General features: G+C 64.1%; 17 protein-coding genes and 1 tRNA gene. 10 read left to right on the forward strand and 8 right to left on the reverse strand.

The genetic code is table 11. The features are described 5' to 3' along the window. Nucleotides 1–41: 41 nt before the first annotated feature. Nucleotides 42–596, reverse strand: a complete 555-nt coding sequence (locus CPZ00_RS05380; protein ID WP_096389980.1) for a DUF5813 family protein — start codon at nucleotides 594–596, stop codon at nucleotides 42–44. A 151-nt stretch (nucleotides 597–747) separates the two neighbouring features. Here CPZ00_RS05380 and CPZ00_RS05385 point away from each other — a divergent pair, with 151 nt between their 5' ends. Beyond that, the gene (locus CPZ00_RS05385; protein ID WP_096389981.1) at nucleotides 748–1,992 is read left to right on the forward strand and encodes a carboxylate--amine ligase; all 1,245 of its coding nucleotides are present in this window, start codon (nucleotides 748–750) and stop codon (nucleotides 1,990–1,992) included. A gap of 49 nt (nucleotides 1,993–2,041) precedes the next feature. Here CPZ00_RS05385 and CPZ00_RS05390 read toward each other — a convergent pair whose 3' ends face one another. The 3 genes from CPZ00_RS05390 to CPZ00_RS05400 form a co-directional block, all read right to left on the reverse strand. Next, nucleotides 2,042–2,332, reverse strand: coding sequence for a DUF5808 domain-containing protein (locus CPZ00_RS05390; protein ID WP_096389982.1), 291 nt, complete (start codon nucleotides 2,330–2,332; stop codon nucleotides 2,042–2,044). An 89-nt stretch (nucleotides 2,333–2,421) separates the two neighbouring features. Further along, entirely contained in the window at nucleotides 2,422–4,149 is a 1,728-nt protein-coding gene (locus CPZ00_RS05395; RefSeq protein WP_096389983.1) for a bifunctional N(6)-L-threonylcarbamoyladenine synthase/serine/threonine protein kinase, read from the reverse strand. A 21-nt stretch (nucleotides 4,150–4,170) separates the two neighbouring features. Continuing rightward, on the reverse strand, nucleotides 4,171–4,491 hold the full coding sequence (locus tag CPZ00_RS05400; RefSeq protein WP_096389984.1) for a 30S ribosomal protein S24e: 321 nt from the start codon (nucleotides 4,489–4,491) through the stop codon (nucleotides 4,171–4,173). Nucleotides 4,492–4,637: 146 nt separating this feature from the next. Between CPZ00_RS05400 and CPZ00_RS05405 the strand changes: the two genes are divergently transcribed. The 9 genes from CPZ00_RS05405 to CPZ00_RS05440 all read left to right on the forward strand — a co-directional run bounded on the left by CPZ00_RS05405 (nucleotide 4,638) and on the right by CPZ00_RS05440 (nucleotide 14,743). Beyond that, nucleotides 4,638–5,138 (forward strand): DUF367 family protein, encoded by a 501-nt coding sequence (locus tag CPZ00_RS05405; RefSeq protein WP_096389985.1) that lies wholly within the window; start codon nucleotides 4,638–4,640, stop codon nucleotides 5,136–5,138. 84 nt (nucleotides 5,139–5,222) lie between these two features. Further along, nucleotides 5,223–5,522 carry a hypothetical protein gene (locus CPZ00_RS05410; RefSeq protein ID WP_096389986.1) on the forward strand — a complete coding sequence of 100 codons (300 nt, stop codon included), beginning with the start codon at nucleotides 5,223–5,225 and terminating at the stop codon, nucleotides 5,520–5,522. A gap of 114 nt (nucleotides 5,523–5,636) precedes the next feature. Continuing rightward, the gene (locus CPZ00_RS15570) at nucleotides 5,637–5,807 is read left to right on the forward strand and encodes a hypothetical protein (protein WP_172861790.1); all 171 of its coding nucleotides are present in this window, start codon (nucleotides 5,637–5,639) and stop codon (nucleotides 5,805–5,807) included. A gap of 137 nt (nucleotides 5,808–5,944) precedes the next feature. Further along, entirely contained in the window at nucleotides 5,945–7,189 is a 1,245-nt protein-coding gene (locus CPZ00_RS05415) for an MBL fold metallo-hydrolase (RefSeq protein ID WP_096389987.1), read from the forward strand. Nucleotides 7,190–7,434: 245 nt separating this feature from the next. Continuing rightward, on the forward strand, nucleotides 7,435–8,094 hold the full coding sequence (locus tag CPZ00_RS05420; protein ID WP_096389988.1) for a DUF7119 family protein: 660 nt from the start codon (nucleotides 7,435–7,437) through the stop codon (nucleotides 8,092–8,094). Nucleotides 8,095–8,233: 139 nt separating this feature from the next. Then, on the forward strand, nucleotides 8,234–8,872 hold the full coding sequence (locus tag CPZ00_RS05425; RefSeq protein ID WP_096391608.1) for a DUF7114 family protein: 639 nt from the start codon (nucleotides 8,234–8,236) through the stop codon (nucleotides 8,870–8,872). A gap of 127 nt (nucleotides 8,873–8,999) precedes the next feature. After that, nucleotides 9,000–9,071 (forward strand) — tRNA-Thr (locus tag CPZ00_RS05430). 72 nt (nucleotides 9,072–9,143) lie between these two features. Then, complete coding sequence (locus CPZ00_RS05435) at nucleotides 9,144–12,734, forward strand: hypothetical protein (protein WP_157744186.1); 3,591 nt, start codon at nucleotides 9,144–9,146, stop codon at nucleotides 12,732–12,734. 302 nt (nucleotides 12,735–13,036) lie between these two features. Continuing rightward, nucleotides 13,037–14,743 carry an SIR2 family protein gene (locus tag CPZ00_RS05440; RefSeq protein WP_096389990.1) on the forward strand — a complete coding sequence of 569 codons (1,707 nt, stop codon included), beginning with the start codon at nucleotides 13,037–13,039 and terminating at the stop codon, nucleotides 14,741–14,743. 527 nt (nucleotides 14,744–15,270) lie between these two features. On the opposite strand, the gene CPZ00_RS05445 is transcribed toward CPZ00_RS05440, so the two are convergent. The 4 genes from CPZ00_RS05445 to CPZ00_RS05460 form a co-directional block, all read right to left on the reverse strand. Further along, complete coding sequence (locus tag CPZ00_RS05445; RefSeq protein WP_096389991.1) at nucleotides 15,271–15,624, reverse strand: type II toxin-antitoxin system PemK/MazF family toxin; 354 nt, start codon at nucleotides 15,622–15,624, stop codon at nucleotides 15,271–15,273. Beyond that, nucleotides 15,621–15,992: a MarR family transcriptional regulator gene (locus tag CPZ00_RS05450; protein ID WP_096389992.1), complete on the reverse strand. Its 372-nt coding sequence runs from the start codon at nucleotides 15,990–15,992 to the stop codon at nucleotides 15,621–15,623. Before CPZ00_RS05450 ends, CPZ00_RS05445 begins: the two co-directional genes overlap by 4 nt. Before the next feature lie 235 nt (nucleotides 15,993–16,227). Continuing rightward, on the reverse strand, nucleotides 16,228–16,707 hold the full coding sequence (locus CPZ00_RS05455; RefSeq protein WP_096389993.1) for a hypothetical protein: 480 nt from the start codon (nucleotides 16,705–16,707) through the stop codon (nucleotides 16,228–16,230). 90 nt (nucleotides 16,708–16,797) lie between these two features. Beyond that, a complete protein-coding gene (locus CPZ00_RS05460) occupies nucleotides 16,798–17,010 on the reverse strand; it encodes a hypothetical protein (RefSeq protein WP_096389994.1) in 213 nt (70 codons plus the stop codon). Nucleotides 17,011–17,190: the final 180 nt, after the last annotated feature.

A 17,190-nucleotide genomic window follows, 5' to 3' on the forward strand; every position in this document is an offset into this window, starting at 1 on the left:
CCAGCGCAGCGCCGCCGGTCGTCCAACCACCCAGCGTCGGCTCAGATCCCGCCGTCGTTCCCGTGCTGCCGGGCCTTCGATCGGATGCTCGTCACCGGCTCGGCGTAGTCGTATCCGGGGATGATACCCTGGACGTAGGTCCCCTCAACGAAATCGATGAACGCCGCGGCGTCCGCGACCCCCAGACGGGCGTTCGCGTCCGTGATCGTCGCCGTGACGACGATCTCCGATCCGGCACGCCGCACCGACGGATCGAGGTCCCGCGAGCGCTTCGTGACGCCCGAGACGTCCGCAACGCGCAGCTCGAAGGTCTCGAACCAGCCGTTCTCGACGACCTCGGCGACGTGCTCGTCGGTCACCGCCGACAGCGTCGGCACGGTGACGACGACCTCGAAGGTCGTCGTCTCGGGCCCCTCACCAGTCGACGCGGTCTCCGCGGCGGACACGTCCGTCCCCGCGCCGCCGTCCGGGGCCGAGGCAACCGTGACGCGGCCGTCGAAGGACGTCGTCGTGTAGTTCCACGTGGCCCCCTCGATGCGCTCGAACGATCCCTCAGCCTCGAACGCACGACGGACCGACGTCGATGACTCGCTCATATCGTTCGGTGGGGCCGTGTCGGCAAAAGCTCGTTGCGTCGTGGGATCCGAACGCGCCAGCGTTGACCGGGGTCCACACGCGTCGTCGCCGACGGTGGCAGCAGCCGCCGGTTGTGACGAGCTTTTTGGTCGGCGTACCGACCGATCCGGTATGGCCGAGCAGTTCCTCTCGACGTCGGCGCTCCGTGACGCCCTCGCGGACGCCTCCTTCGACCGTCCGCCAGCGATCGTCAGCAACGCCCACATCACCGGATTGAGCGTGGCGCGAGCGCTCGATTCCCACGACATCCCAGTGATCGTCCTCGACCGGAACGGGGACGGCGTCGCGCCGCCCTCGGACGCCGTCGCGTTCGCCGGCGCCGTCACCTATCCGCTCGAGGACTTCGAGGGGTTCCGGAGCGACGTCGAGGCGATCGTCGACGCCGTCGGCCGGGACGTCGTCCCGTTCGGCTGTATGGACGAGTGGGCCCACGCGTACGCCCGGGTCGACGTCGACGGCGTTCGGCTCCCCTTCGCGGACGCGGACGTGGTCGACTCGGTGTTGAACAAATCCGAGCTGTACGCCACCTGCGAGCGGCTCGACGTTCCCTACCCGGAGACGCTCCGCCTCTCCGAGGTCTCGATCGACGAGGCGATCGACGCGCTCGGGTTCCCGCTGGTCGTCAAGCCCGCGTTGAAGCGCGAGTTCGAGGAGGCGTTCGGCACCAACGTCATCGAGGTCGCCGATCGCGAGGAGTTCGCCGACGTCGTCACGGCGGCCGAGGACGAGGGGATCGACGTGATGGCCCAGAAACGGATCGACGTCGCTGCGGGTGAGGACCGCTCGCTCGCCTCCTACGTGCCGCCCGAGGGCGTCGAGAACGCGATCGGGGTCGTCGGCAACGCCCGCGTGCGGTATCCCCGCCAGTTCGGAACCTCCTGTCTCGTCGAGCGGGTCGACCACCCCGCGATCGAGGAGCGGGCCCTCGGCGTGCTCGAGGAAACCGGTTATTACGGCATCAGCGAGGCGGAATTCGTCTACGACGCCGACCGCGATGAGTACCTCCTGCTCGACGTCAACACGCGGCCCTGGAAGTGGATCGGGATGCCCGTTGCCGCCGGCGTGAACCTTCCGATGGCCGCCTACGCCGCCGTGACGGAGGCGACCTACGAGCCCGCTGAACCGCGGGACGCACGGTGGGTCTATCTGCGCGATTACCTCTCGCTGCTCGCGGGCGAGGACGCCTTCTGGGACGTCCTCTCGACCGACGACTGGGCCGCGCTGCTGTCGGGATCGTTCGAGACGACGACCGAGATCGACCTGACGACCGGCGTCTACCGCCCCACCGACCCCGCCCCAGCCGCAAAGCTCATCGAGACGGAGTTCACGGATCGAGAGTACTACTGCGCCTGCTAACGAGCGTCGGAGTCCGCTACGAGCGTCCGAAAAACGCGGTCCGCGACCGTCAGTCGTCCTCGACGATCACTTCGACCGGTCCGTCATCGTCACCTTCACTCGCCTCGTCGTCGCTCGAGTTCGCCGCCTGCTTGCCCTGCCAGTACAGCCCCGCTGCGACCGCGAGGACCACCCACGACCGCCAGCTCGCGAGGTTCAGGGTGTAACCGATGCCGAACGGCTTCTCCACGAGCATGCCCTCGTCGGGCTGCCAGTAGGACGACAGGAGCCGCCCGAGGCTCGGCCGCTCGAAGTTGTACGGGATGCCCAGAAGTTCGCCGGATGACGGTTTGTCTACCATACGCGTGAGTAGGCGGACCGACGGCTAAACGGTTTTGGCTCGCGTCGAGCTGAGCTGACGGCCGCCGTGGACGTCCGGATCGCCGCCGGTCAGCGATATCGCCCACGGCCCTCGATCGTGCGGAGCCGGTCGAGGACGTCCGCCTTCCCGACGGCGGTGTACCCGGATTCGGCCGCCGAGACGATCGGATCCGGGTCGGTCGCCGTCCCCCGGATCGACTGTTCGAGGATGTGTAGATCCATGGCGTGGTCCTCCACGTGGCCCGTGTGATAGCCGAGTCCGAAGTCGATGAGCGCCGGCACGGACCCGCCGACGCGGACGTTTCTGGTCGTCGGATCGCCGTGAACGAATCCGGCCCGGTGGAGCCGAGCGAGGTAAACACCCACCTCGCGGGCACGATCGGGCGTGATCCGATCCGCGAGATCGGCGGTGCCGACGTACTGAAGCGATAACTCCGCGTTCTCGACGTCGACGTCGTGGACGAGCGGCGTCGGGACGCCGGCCCGACGGGCCTCGTTCAGGAGGCGTGCCTCGAGGGTGGTCCGGTTCCGGCGCAGGGTTTCGTCCAGCGTCGGGTGTCGATAGGCCTTCGGTCGCCGCCGCTTTCGGACGGTCTCCTCGTCGACGATCTCGACGACCGCCTCCGCACCGCGCAGATCCGGCGTCTCGCCGCGGCGCGTGGCGACACGCGTCGTCACGTCCCTCACCGCGTCGGCCGTAGTCGTCGCAACGTCGGCCGCAGTCGTCGCAACGTCGGCCGCAGTCGTCGCAGCGTCGGTCGTATTCGCCGCGGTCCCGGTCGTGTCAGCGGGGCCAGCGGACGACGCCGCGGTCCCGCGCCAGGTCACCGGAACCTGGTCCGGCCGGTAGTTCGGGTCGATCGCGGACTCGGAGATCGGGATGGTATCGCCGGCCGCCAACATCCGCGCGCCGAGGACCGCGATCATTCCGGCGTTGTCGCGGAGGAAGCGCGGTTCCGGGGCGTGGAACGCGACGCCGCGCTGTGCACACATCGTCGCCAGCATCTCCCGAAGCCGGTCGTTCTGTCCGACGCCGCCGCCGAGCACGAGCTGGTCGTTCCCGGTCAGCGAGAGCGCCCGTTCGGCGACCTCCGTCAACATCGCGAAGACGTGTTCCTGGAGCGAGAAACAGACGTCCTCGACCGGCACACCCTCGTCGTACAGGTCCTTGGCGGCCGACATAATTCCCGAAAACGAGAAGTCCATTCCCTTGACGACGTAGGGGAGGTCGACGTACTCGCCGTCGGCCGCGGCCCGTTCGACCTTCGGTCCGCCGGGATGGGTCCAGCCGACGTGCCGGGTGAACTTATCGATCGCGTTGCCGACGCCGGTATCCATCGTCTCGCCGAGCACGCGGTACCGGCCGTTGTGATAGCCGAGGACGTGTGCGTTGGCGCCGGAGGCGTTCAGACAGATCGGATCCTCGAAGCCGGACCGATGGCGGCCGATCTCCAAGTGAGCGACCATATGGTTGACCCCCACGAGCGGGACCTCGAGCGTGCCGGCGACGGCACGGGCGGCGGTGCCGACGGTTCGCAGGCACGGGCCGAGTCCGGGACCCCGAGAGAACGCGACCGCGTCGATGCTCCCCGCGCCGGCGGCGTCCTCGGCGTACGAGAGCGCTGCATCGATGACCTCGGGAAGCGCATCGGCCATGTGTTCGGCGGCCTCCCGTGGATGAATGCCGCCGCTATCGGGTTCGTAGGCGTCGGATTCGATGAAGACGTCGTCGGTCTCGGCGTCGTGGATGGCGGCGCTTGCACACCACGCGGTACCCTCGATCCCGAGAACGCGCATTCGGTGTTCGGGACGGCGCCGTCAGGCTTCCTCGGCTTCCGCCTCGGCCTCGTCGTCGGCCTCGACGCCGATCTTGTTCCGCTCGAGCATGTACTCCTGTTCGACCTCCCGGGCGTCATCGGGGGTGTCGTAGGCCTTCGCGTAGCCGATCGTCTTGCGCATCCCGAACTTCGTGTCGAGCTCGTGAATCACGACCTCGTCGGAGTCCTTGTCGAGGGTCGCGGCGAGGGAGTCGCGCACTGAGAGACGGGAGGGAGTCGCCTCGTCGTGGGTGATCTCGAAGCGGATATCGGTCCGGTGCAGCATAGGGTTCTCCTCCTCGGAGACGATGTCGATGTCCATGGTCAGTTACCACTACCTCCCCGCGAAAGGAGTAAAAGGATTTCGAAGCCGACGTTTCCGCGGTTCCACGGTGCGTCGGCGCCCAAAGCGGAAGCGTTTCGAATCGAAGCCGGGCGGCTTTTGGCCGCCGCCCTCCTACGTCGGCCGTGGACGTACACGTCCGGTACGAGGGGGACGACGACCCCGAGAAGTGCACGGCACGGAAGCTCGCCCGGTTCGACCTCGCGGAGCTCCACCGATCGGACCGAGCGACGCCGCCGGGCATCGTGTTGAACCCACACGCGGAGCGAGCGCTCTCGCCCGCCGACGCCGCGACCGCTCGGGAGAGCGGGCTCGTCGCACTGGACTGCTCGTGGGAGTCAGCCGGCGAGAAACGGTTCTCGCTGGGGGGCGACCACCGCGCACTTCCGTACCTCGTCGCCGCCAATCCGGTCAACTTCGGTCGCCCGATGCGGCTCACGACCGTCGAGGCGCTGGCGGCGGCACTCGTGATCCTCGGCGATCGGGATCACGCCGAACGGCTGCTCGAGAAGTTCACCTGGGGCGAGACGTTTCTCGAGCTGAACGCGGAACCGCTCCGCCGGTACGCGGCGTGTTCGGATTCCGCCGAGGTGGTGGCGGTGCAGGGCGAGTATCTCGACCGGTGATGCCGGCTCTCGTGGCCGGTCTCGAGGGCGGACCTGATCTGTGAGACCTTCACACTAATGTGGGTGCGGTTCCTACGGTCACGTATGGACGCGCGCCGTCTCGAAACCGCCCTCGCCGAGGAGTTCGGCGGCAGCGCCGCGGAGCGGCGGGTCGTCGCTAGACAGGCCCGTGATCTGTCGGACTCCGGAAAGCCGAAGCGGGATCGTGGTCACGCGCTCACGATCCCGGACGTGCTTCGACACCTCGCCGACGCTCCCGAGGGGTCGAGCCTCGTCGAGCGGTGGAACTGGTGGCTCGGCGCGCTCGAGACCGCGTACGGCGGCTACGACCGGTTCACGGTTCGAGTGGTCGCCGACGACGACGAGGTCGACGTCGATCAGTAGTCCGACGTCGGCCGGGGGCGGCGGTCGACGCCCGGTTGCTCCCGGAACCGTACTTTCAGTTTCACTGTGGGGTGTTGGCTCGCTTATACCCGTGATCGGGTCGGATCGACGCGTATGAGTTCGCGAACGCAACCCACGCGGTTTGCCGGGTCGACCCGCATCGACGTCACCGACTGCGCGGCGACGCGCATTCCCGATCGGGTCGCGGCCAACGCCGTCGGCGGCGCCGAGGTGTACCTCGAACGCCGCGGCGGTCGGACCTATCTCGTCACGGAATCGGCGTGACGCCGACCGGCGTTCGGCGAGTGACGTCCGGTGAGTGACGTCCGGCGGGTGACGTCCGGCGGGTGACGTCCGGCGACGAGCGGTTTCCGGGTGGCGATCGACGCCCACTAGCGTCCGCACCGGATAGTCGGCCGGCAATGGACGTTCGGTTCCTCGGCGGCGCCCGCGAGGTCGGTCGGAGCGCGGTCCTGATCGACGACCGCCTCCTGATCGACCACGGGATGCTCGCCGGAACGCCCCCGCGGTTTCCGGTCGGGGACGTCGACCCCGACGCGGTCGTGGCGAGTCACGGCCACCTCGACCACGTGGGCGTGATCCCCGCGCTGGTGAGCGGCGACGCCCGCCCGCCGATCCACTGGACGCCGCCCACTCGAGAGCTGGCGCTCACGCTCGCGCGGGATACCCTCAAACTCCACGGCGGCACGTTCCGGTGTCCGTTCACCGAACTCGACGTCCAGCGGGTCACCCAGGTCTCCCGGACCCACGGCTACCGCGAGCCCTTCACTGCGGCCGGATACGAGGTGACCTTCCACGACGCCGGCCACATCCCCGGGAGCGCGCACGTCCTCGTCGACGACGGCGAGACGCGGCTGCTCTACACGGGCGACTTCCACACCGACGACCAGCGCCTCGTCACGGGCACGGCGTCGCGTCCGGCGGCGGACGTCGTGATCTGTGAGAGCACGTACGCCGACGTCGAACACGAGGATCGGGCTGCCGTCGAGCAGCGGTTCGTGCGGAGCGTCGAGACGACGCTGTGGGAGGGCGGGACGGTCGTCGTTCCGGCGTTCGCGATCGGGCGGACGCAGGAACTGATGCTCGTCTGCGAGGAGTACGACATCCCCTGTTACGTCGACGGGATGGGCACGCAAGTCGCCGAGATGCTGCGACGCCATCCCGAATTCGTCCGGGATGCCGACGCGCTTCGGCGTGCGACGTCCCACGCCCGGTTCGTCACCGGTCGCGACGGACAGCGCAGGCGCATCGCCGACCAGCCAGCCGCGATCATCACGACGAGCGGCATGCTGTCCGGCGGCCCGGCGATGACCTACATCCCGGAGATCCGGTCGAATCCGGTGAACAAGGTCACGATGACCGGCTATCAGGTCGAGGGCACGCCCGGGCGTGACCTCGTGGAGACCGGCAGCGCCGAGATCGGCGGTCGTCGGATGCCGGTCAGCGCGCAGGTGGAGCAATACGACTTCTCCGCGCACGCCGACCACGCGGGGCTCCGGACGTTCCTCGAGCCGTACCTCGAGGCCGGATCGCGACTGTTCGTGGTTCACGGGGACCGGTGTTCGGCGTTCGCGGGGTCGCTTCGGGCCGAAGGCGGGGACACGAGCGCCCCCGAGGTCGGCGAGACGGTTACGGTTGGATCCTGAGACGGTTACGGTTGGATCCTGAGACGGTTACGGTCGGATACTGAAACGGTTACGGTCGGATACTGAAACGGTCACGGTCGGATACTGAAACGGTCACGGTCGGGTACTGAAACGGTCGTGGCCGAGTTCGAAGACGGGCACCGTCGAGCGATCGTCTCGCCCCCGATTCCCGGACGTCGTCATCGACCGCCACAGTGTTTGCCAGCGTGCGAGAGTATTTTGGGTCCGGCGGTCCAGGTACCGGTATGACCGACGAGCCAGGCGCGGACCGCCGCTCCCCGGTCGGGGAGCCGGTCGTCCGGGCCGACCCCGAAATAACCGGCGAGCGCGCCGCGGAGGCGATCGGCTTCGACCCCGACGATCCCGAGAGCGTCGCGGAGGCTGCCGCGGTCGTCAACCGGTTCGCAACCGGGGACGTCGGCGGCGACGATCACGTGTTGATGCTTCGTGGGGCGGCCGCCTGTGCGGCGCTCGTCCGCGGCACCGGGTCCTACAAGCGCGCCGCCGAGCGCGCCGGCGACGGGGTATCGGTCTCGTTCATCCGGAAGTGGGCCCGCGTCCACGACCTTCCGCAGGCGATCCGCCGCCACGTCGCGCGGGGGGAGATCCCGCCGACCGCGGCCAAACACATCGCACGCGTCGGCGGAACGGACCGGTACCTCCTCGCGTGGGCCGTCCTCGACGGCGACCTCACCGTCCGCGACGTGCGGTCGATCGCGTCGAACGTCAACGAGGGCGCGCCGCTGGAGACGGCGCTGGCGGATCGCGGCATCACTCCGGGCCGGATCACGCTCGATCTCCCGATCGACGCCTACGTCGCGCTCCGCCGCAACGCCTCGATGCGAAACGAGGACCCCGGTTCCATCGCCGGGGCGGCGCTGGAGGCGTTCGAGCCGGACGCGTGAGCGCGGTTCACATCTCGATCCCGTGACCGCGGACGACGGGGAGTTCCAGCCGCGGACGGGGGTCGGATTTCGGGAGCGGACCGACCGACTCGCTGCGGTTTCCAAAGGTCTTTGGCCGTTGCGATCCTTACTTCGCTCGATGGATGACGCCGTGCGGGCTCGTGAGGCCGCACGCGAGGCGCTGGCGGACGTGGAGCCGGCGCGCCTCCGTGCGGTCCTCGACGAGAGACTGGTCGACGCCGCCGTGACGCCGGGGGTCCTCGCGATCGTCACCGCGCGGGCGCTGTCGCCCGACCTCCCCGTCGACCACGTCGAGGAACGCGCCGCCGGCGTCCAGCTGATCTACGAGGGGCTCCGCCTCACCCGCTGTGTTGCTCACGAGGAGCCGTGGCTCACCGCCGCCGAGGGAGCCGACATCGAGGCCGACCTCGACGTGCTGGCCGCCGACGTGCTCGTCTCGCGCGGCTTCTCGCTGCTCTCGCGGACCGAGGCCGCGGCCGCCGCCGTCGAGGTCGTGCGCGCGTTCGGCCGCGACCAGACGCTCCGGGAGCGCCCCGACGCCGACGAGCTCGCCCTCGACCGGAACCTCGAGGAGGACGTCTTCGAACTGGCCGTCGTCGCGGGCACGACTGCGGTGGGCGGCGACCCGCCGACCGACCTGCTCGCGTACGCCCGCGAGCTCGCCGCCGACTACGAGGGCGGGTTCCCGCCCGCCGGCCAGGCCCTCTCCGACGGGACCGCCGACCGGATCGCGACCCTCTCCGAGGAGCGCGTCTAACCGCGTCGATCGGTGACGTCGGCGATGCTCTGCGGTGAAACGGGGACCCGTGTGAGGGCGTCGCGGTGGCCGAACAAATCGAAACCCCTAAAGACGAATCCGGTCAACCGACGTATGCGCATCGAGCGCCTGGGTAGCTTAGCGGTAAAGCGCGTCCTTGGTAAGGACGAGACCCCGGGTTCAAATCCCGGCCTAGGCTTACTGTACTTTGGTTAAATCCTGCGTATAAAAACCCCGACAGTGGCGATACCGGCGATCTGGGGGTGGTCGCGTGAGGCGCACCGTCCCCGCGGACCAGCAGTGTTCGATGCCGTCGTGCGAGCAGGAAGCCACGACCACCGTCGGCGCTGGTTCGCTCTGCGACCACCACGTCAAGCAACTGGGCGTGGACACCGGAGACTCGAACTCCGACGAGACGGAAACCTCTCAGGACCCTTCGTCCGCGACGTTCGCGACGTCTCAGGCAGAGGGAGCCACGTACGCAGACCGAGCCACTAACGGCCGGCAAGACGATTCGGCGGTCGACCTCCACGGCGTCGAACCCAACACCTTCCCCACCGATCTCGCCGAACATGGCGCCCGCTGGTTGCTCTGGCAGTACAGCGACGACCGAAAGGTGCCCCGAAACCCTAGCTGGGGCTACTCCAACCAAGACGTCGGCTACGCGTTCGTCGGCGCCAAAGATCCCAACGCCTGGTTCGATTTCGAGACCGCCAGCAACTGGGTCGACCACGACGACGACCTCGGATTCGCGTACTACCTCACCGGTCCCGACCGTGACGACTGGGACGACGACGAGAAGTACGCCTGGGTGGATCCCGAGGAAGACGTACCCAGTGAACCGCACGTTGGCCTCCTCGACTTCGACGACATCCGCGACCCAGAGACCGGCGACATCGCCCCAGGCGCTATCAATCTATTGGAGCAGCTGACCGGGACGTTCTGCGAGTGGTCTCCATCCGGGACAGGCGCGCACGCACTCGGTGGCTTCCGCCTCCCGAAAGGCGTGACGACGCTCACGATCGACCTTTCGTCCCCAGAGTGGCCGGATGCCGAACTCGAAATGTACCCCGGCCGTCGGTACACCACGGTTACTGGTGACCACATCCCCGGTACCGAGACGTCTACGAGAGACATTCAGGGGATCGTCGACGACATCGTCGCTACCCATCCAGGTGCTCTCGACGCAGCCCGCGCTAGCGCCCCCAGTGATCGGCCGGACGAACTCGACCGCACACCCGACCTGTCGAAGGCCGACCTCGCCGACATCGAGACTACGTCCGACATTCAGGACGTGTTCGACGCCATCCAGCACACAGGACCGACGGACATCCACCTCCGGTCGACCGTCACCCACGAACGGAGCGACGGGAGCCTCGATCTCGATCCGAGCTGGGCGCAGTCGAAAAGCGGCACGCGTCTCGCACAGGTTGGCGACGGATGGGTCTATCGCAAGGGGATGCACGGCCTCGATGCGCTCCAAGTCGTCGCGCTTGAGGAGAGAATCATCTCCTCGGAAACCGAGTATCCGAGCGACGAGGACTTCTGGGCTGCCGTCGACGCACTCCGCGACCGCGGTGCCCACATCCCGGAGTACGAGCCTGACGGTGCCGACCCAGTGAGCGCGCTCCCACTCGCGAAACTCGACGCTCTCGATGACGACGAGCGGCAGCGTGCTGCGGCGGCTCAAGATATCGAGTGGCCGTCGACCGACGAGGCACGCGAGCGTCTCTGGAATCGTCTGCTCGATGCTGTTCGGCACCAGGAGGAGGTCGTCATCGACGCCCCGACGGGACTCGGCAAGAGCTACACCGTCGCGACCGAACCCTGGCTTCACCATGCGGACTGTACCGGCGAACAGCCGGTCGTCCACTTCAGTCCGACGCGAGATGCTCGCGATGCTGCCATCGAACACAGTCGAGAAGCCAGCGGTGTGACGCACGCAGTCCTTCGGGGACGAAAAGAAGCATGCCCCGTGGCTCACGGCATCCACGATCCGTCGGAGGAGGAGGGGGACGAGGAGGATGAGACCGTCGAGATCACGATGAATCGGACGCCCGCCTCCCAGTGGTTCGACGCCGTCTGTGACGGCCGTGGCGTCCCGTTCTCGACCGCCCACGCCTATCTCGCCGAGCATAACGACCAAGACATCGAACTGCCGTGCTCGCGCGGAGACGATCCGTGCCCCGCGATCGGCCAGTGGGACGGACTCCCGCGAACGGAGGAAGGTGATCCTGCCGTCGACGTCATCCACGCCACGCACCAGTTCGCGTACGTCCCCGGGCTCACGCAGTCGTGTAACGTCATCTTCGACGAGCGGCCGGACTTCGCCGTCGACGGCGAGTACCTCACGAACGACCGCATCCAGCGCGCCGTTACGGCGTTCCTCGAAGCGGCGGGTGCGCCGGTGACCACGTGGGAGTCGTTCGTCCAATTAGCGCGGACTGCGTACGGACAGGGCGTCCACGGTGACGTCCTTCGAGAAGCGAACGCGACGGCGGCCGTGTTCGACTACGAACCGGACCGGGAGTGGTATCTCGAACATCCCGACGCCCACACGCTCGCACCCGCGTTGACCGATGCTATCTGGTCCGCGTTGGCGCAGGGCTTCGACGAGAACGGGCGCAGCGTGGGTACCGTCACTCACGACCCGCCCCGACTCGATGCTAACGCTCGCGACGACGACGGCTGGTCGCGGACGTGGGTCTCCGTCGTCGTCGACGACAACAACCGTGTGCGTACCGTTCGGAACGTTCCTGACCTCTCGACGGCGCGGTGCGTGGTCGGCCTCGACGCACATCCCAGCGTCCCGCTGTGGCAATGCAACACGACGAAGGACATTCTCCCCGATCGCGTCCTCGACGTCGACGAGCGCCGACTCTGGCGGCGATACGAGCGTGGCCTCAGGGTCGTCCAAGTTGGCGACGCCGTCCGACCGCTCGCTAGTGGTGAGTACTTCAACCCCAATGCGACGCGCGTGCTCTTGGATCACCTCGACCACCACTTCGGCGACGCGTTCGACACCTGCATCACCGCTGCGAGCGTCGAGCGCGAGGTCGAACAGCTGATGCGAGAGGTCGGTGTCGACGAGCCCGAAACGATGCACTTCGGCGAGGAGCGATCCCGCGACGAGTTCGGCGATCGCGACGTGGGACTCGTCCACGGATCGATCGACCCGGGCGACGACTACGTGCTGAACCTCCTCGCCGAGTGCGACCTCCACGCTGAGCCAGAGACCGTGGAGTCAGCGGACGGCGACCAGCAACGCGCACATGGACGTGGCTTCGTCGGTCCCGATGCCGACACAGCCAACGAGATCCTCGCTTCCGTTCGCGAGAATCACGTCGCACAATCCGCTGGTCGATACGCACGAGACGCCGACGACCCCGACAACACAGCCACCGTCTTCGTCCATACCAGTGCCGTGCCGGCTGGGTTCGCGGACTGTCGAGTCCCTGGCGTCGAGTGGGTTGCGACCGACGTGCAGCAAGCCATCATAGAAGCTCTCCGGTCGCGGCAGTCGGCTACCGCCCGAGAGCTCGCGGAGGCAACGGACGTGTCGAAGCGGCACGTCGCCAAGACCCTCTCTCGGCTCCTCGACGACGACCTCGTCAGCTGCCGTGAGGGCGATGGAGCACACGGCGCGGACGTGTTCCACGCTGAAGACGCGCCGACGAGTGGTGTAGTCGACCTGGGCGCGGAGGAGATCGCTAACAGTGCCGTATGGGGCTCCAATACGTGGTCGTTCGTGATCGAAGCCGTTGAGGCACCACGAGAAGAACCCACTAGACCTAGCGACACTCCAACCACGACACGGGCCGTGTCACTAGCAGCGTTCCAAGACGGCCCACCGCCGGAGTAGGCGGCTGCTCTCCGGCCTGTTAGCCTCCTTTTGTGAGCGACAGCACTACGATTCCCTGCTCGTCGTCCTCAGTCAGGCGAAGCCAACACAGCAGAGAGTCAGGACTCATCAGCCGGTATTTCAGAAATCTGGGCTTGGTTGAAACCTCAGTGGATGACAGGAATCACATGGTGCATATTGAGAGTCTACTGATCGGCTAGTCAGTCTCCACAAACCTGTGAGTGAGTTCCGCACCAACTCATCGTTCGAGGTTGTGCTGATCCAACTCAAGTATAAAAGGATAGCCTACAGATTTCATAAAAATGGTAGACAAAGAGATGGCGTTGACGTTCTCGGTGCGGAACAACAGAGGTGTTTACGCCCTGCTGTTGGGTTCAGGTGTCTCGAAGGCTGCTGAGATTCCGACCGGGTGGGGAGTGGTCGAAGACCTGATCGAGAAAGTGGCTGAGATAGAAGGAGTCGAACCAGAAGACCCGTTCGAGTGGTACGAAGATGAGTTCGGACAGCCAGCGCGGTACGATGAGCTCATAGAGGCACTGGCTGATACGCAACCAGAGCGCCGCGCTCTACTGGAAGGATACTTCGAACCGACGGACGAAGAACGGGAAAATGGAGTGAAGACTCCCACGGATGCTCACAAGAGTATCGCGTGGCTGATGAAGAAGGGGTACGTCAGGGTCGTGCTGACCACGAACTTTGACAATCTCTTGGAGAGCGCCCTCCGGGATATCGGTGTAGAGCCGACTGTGATCTCGACGACGGAGGCCGCCGTTGGAGCCGAGCCTCTGGCCCACGTTGGCCCAGTCGTGCTAAAGATTCACGGTGATTACAAGGAGACGAACCTCAAGAATACGACAGAGGAGCTTTCGTCCTACGATGAACCGATACTGGAACTCATCGACGAGGTTCTGAACGACTATGGCCTCATCATCTGTGGCTGGTCTGGTGATACCGACCAGGCCCTTCGAGAAGCGATTCTTTCGAGCACAGACAGACGCTACTCCACCTACTGGACTCATCGGAATGAAGTATCCGAGCTCGCAGAGGTGATCATCGACCACCGCAAGGGGTTCAGGTTAGAGATAGATGGTGCGAGACAGTTCTTCTCCGACCTCAAAGAGAACGTGAAGGCGCTAGAGAACGCAGAGGATGGCGCTCCGCTAACCAGAGAGGTCATCCGAGAACGTACGAAGCAGTATCTGCCTCGGAACGACCGGAGAATCGACCTCTCCGAATTGATGAAGGAGGAAACAGAGCGTGTCTATAGTGAGGTGTTTGACTACTCCGCGCTACCGCTGAACGAGGACGTGAATGATGAGAACGTCGAGCAGCGTGTGGAGACGTACGAACAAAAGGTCGAGAAGTTAGTCATCGCTACGTCGATCTCTGCGTATTGGGAGAACGAAGTCGATAACCCGGTCGCTCGAGACGTTCTACGAGCGGTCGGTAGACTGAGTTCCCCTCCGAGGCCCTCGAGCTACAAGGACGCATTCAACTATCTGAAACATTACCCCGCGAGTCGGTTGTTTTACGGAGCAGGGATTGCTGCTGTCGAGGCCGAGAACTGGGACCTGATGCAGAGACTTGTCAACATCGAGGTGGCGTTTTCACGAATTGGCCGCCCTGCTACGTTGGAACTCCACCCGACTAAACTCTGTGCGTATCTGGATCGTGGAATTAGTCTCAACCAATCACGCCTGAAATTGAGGCTGGAAGATAATCTTCGCGAGCCGCTTCGTGATGTAATCCCGGATAACCGACGGTACAAACACGCATTCGGAACGTTCGAGTTTGCATCGGACTTGCTATACGTAAAACAGAACGGAGACATGATGGGGAGTCTGCCTGATGCCCCAAGAGCAGTTTATGATGAAGGACAGTTCGACCAGATGGCACAGCGATATGAGTCCGGAGGTGGCCTCCAGGCCCTTTTGGACGAAAATATCGGGGAAGACGTTGTCCCCGATCTAATTGAGAAGTTTCGGGATGAGTCGACTTGGTTCATGTAGGGGGCACGCACTCGCCACACTGTGTGTTCAACTCAGCAAATTCACCTAACCACTGCTTCCGGGATGACACGCTGATAGAAGATTGACTCCTGATCATACCCTCAGTATATAGTATCCATTCCCCTCAGCAACCGGCGAATGATCAGTAATCGACTCGCGCTGTGTATTCAGCAGAGCCTCTGAAACCTATCCGCTACTGAGGATTTCCACAAAGCCGAAAGCTGTTCTGTTTAGTCGCGAAGCTCTGCGATCGACCGACCGACCTCTCGGACGTGGTCACTTCGCTCGAGATCGAGTTCCTCGGCGAGGTAATCCACCGTCTCTTCGAGGCTCATACCCGAGAGAACTTTCCCGAGCAGTATATACCTAGTGAACTCAGTAACGTGGTTCGCGAAGGATTAACCAACAATTGCGAGTTTCATACGAATCTGTTGGTTAAGTTGGATCGTGAGGACACCTTCCGACCTGGACGCTACTCCCAATATTCAGTCCACTGGCGCGCCGATGCCGATTGTAGCGATGAGCTGCTACGAGAGTTCGTCAATCAGAGCTTCGATGCTAGACTCAAGTAAACCGTGAGCGATGCGGCCTTGCCAGAAGTCGATATCCTCGCTTTCGAGCGACTGAACGCCCCACGGGACGATTCGGCTCTCCTCTGGCGTTCCACCACGCACCCAGTCCTCTGCAGCAATCTCGATGAGTCCGTTTAACCAAGATTTCGTCGTCAACGTGAGTGCGATGTATTGCTCGCCGTGGAACGGTCGGGTATCGTGGTTCGAGATAATGAGCCACGGGCGGGCTTCTTCCTTCCCTTTGAAGGGATCGTCACCATACACGATGTCCCCGGGTTCGTAGATTGGAGTACCGTCCTCGTCTGTCACGATTCGTCCTCGAGACTCGGATGTCGTTCGTCCGGCGAGTGCGCTCGCCAGGCTTCCTTGTCCTCTTCACCCAGCTGCTCGTTGAACAGCGCCGTTGCTCGCTCGTAGCCACTATACCCGTCAAGACGGTCCTCATCGTCGGTGACGGCCCAGTACGTGGCCTTGTGTTCGACGAGTTCGCGGTCCTTCAGCCGAGAGAGAGCTGTGCTGACCGCCCCTTCGTCGAGCTCAATCTGCGAGGCGATTTCACGAGCCTTGAACGCCCGATCGTCGTTTGCAGCCAAGAACCCGAGTACTTGGTCCGGGACGGAGAGCCCCTCAAGCTCGTCCTCACTCGCGTTCTCGAACGTCTCCCTATCGATCGACATCCTTGAGAGGAGGCTAGGGATTCCAACGATAAGAGTGTTAGCTATGAAAGCTTCGAAAGAGACGTAGGCTACGAGATGGTCGAGAGACCGTCGTAGTTCATACACACGATGTCGTCCCTATCTCAGAGCCAGATTGACCGGTCGCTAAGACCGACCATGGTAGCTAAGAGCTACCGTCTGGTGTGCGAGAACTCACAATTCAGAAGCACTCACACCGGATTCGCAGACTCAAACTCTATTGGTGCGCGTCAAGTGCATCTATCTCCGGTTCGTCGAAATCAAGGGCTTCGATGACTGCGACGGGAAGCGATGGTCGTGGCGCATTTTCATGACGCAGCACACGCTCTGACTTCCGTGTCTTCTCGTAGATAGCACGCGCAACCGGGACGCCGCGTAGGAATTTGTGCTCGTAGAGGATTTCGATCCCGCGCTCAGTCGGTCCCCAGAACTTCGATGGGAGATCTCGGGTCGACACGTTCGGTTCATGTACATAGACTTCGAGAATCCTCGCCTCTTGTAGCGTCTCAAGGTGGTCGAGGATGGCCGCCTTGTTCTTTGGAATCATATACTCAAACTCGGCAACCGACACGAGGTGAGCCGGATGGCCGAGGATTAGCTGCAGAATTAGATGCCGAGTCTCCTGGGAGAGCAGCTTACGCATTCGCTGACGTTCTTCAATGGGATCCTCGATTCCATCCGTCACCCTGTCCTTCATGCTTCACAGTAGCGTTCTCACCCGCATAATCGTCGGGGTCCATTGACTCGAGCTCGTGGATTTGACTGTTCAACTGGCGCTGTCACAGGATCAACTCTCACTATCGTTCCGCGGATCGGCTCGCAGTTCGTAGAGTGCCGTGTTCTCGTGGATATTTTCGATGTGGCCTGCGGCAACTAGTAGCTTCAGTCGCTCGTGTACCTTGTATCGCGGTTCCCCCGTCGCGTCGACGAGAAACCCTTGCGTTCGGGCACCCTCGTTGAGTTCGTCCAGGATCGCTTCGTCGAGGGTTGTTAGTTCCATTTTCCCTTATCTGGAGTCGCTTCCCATATCATTGTACATACTTTGCGACGATTAGTGGGTCATCCTGGTGTACGAATCGTAGTAAACTCTATTCAACGATACCAAGAATATAAGTCACTAAGATTCGTACTACGATTCGTAGTCAAGCCATGAGATCCAGCATTGACGACGACTCGGAGA

This window comes from Halopenitus persicus, from assembly GCF_002355635.1.
GTDB lineage: Archaea > Halobacteriota > Halobacteria > Halobacteriales > Haloferacaceae > Halopenitus > Halopenitus persicus_A.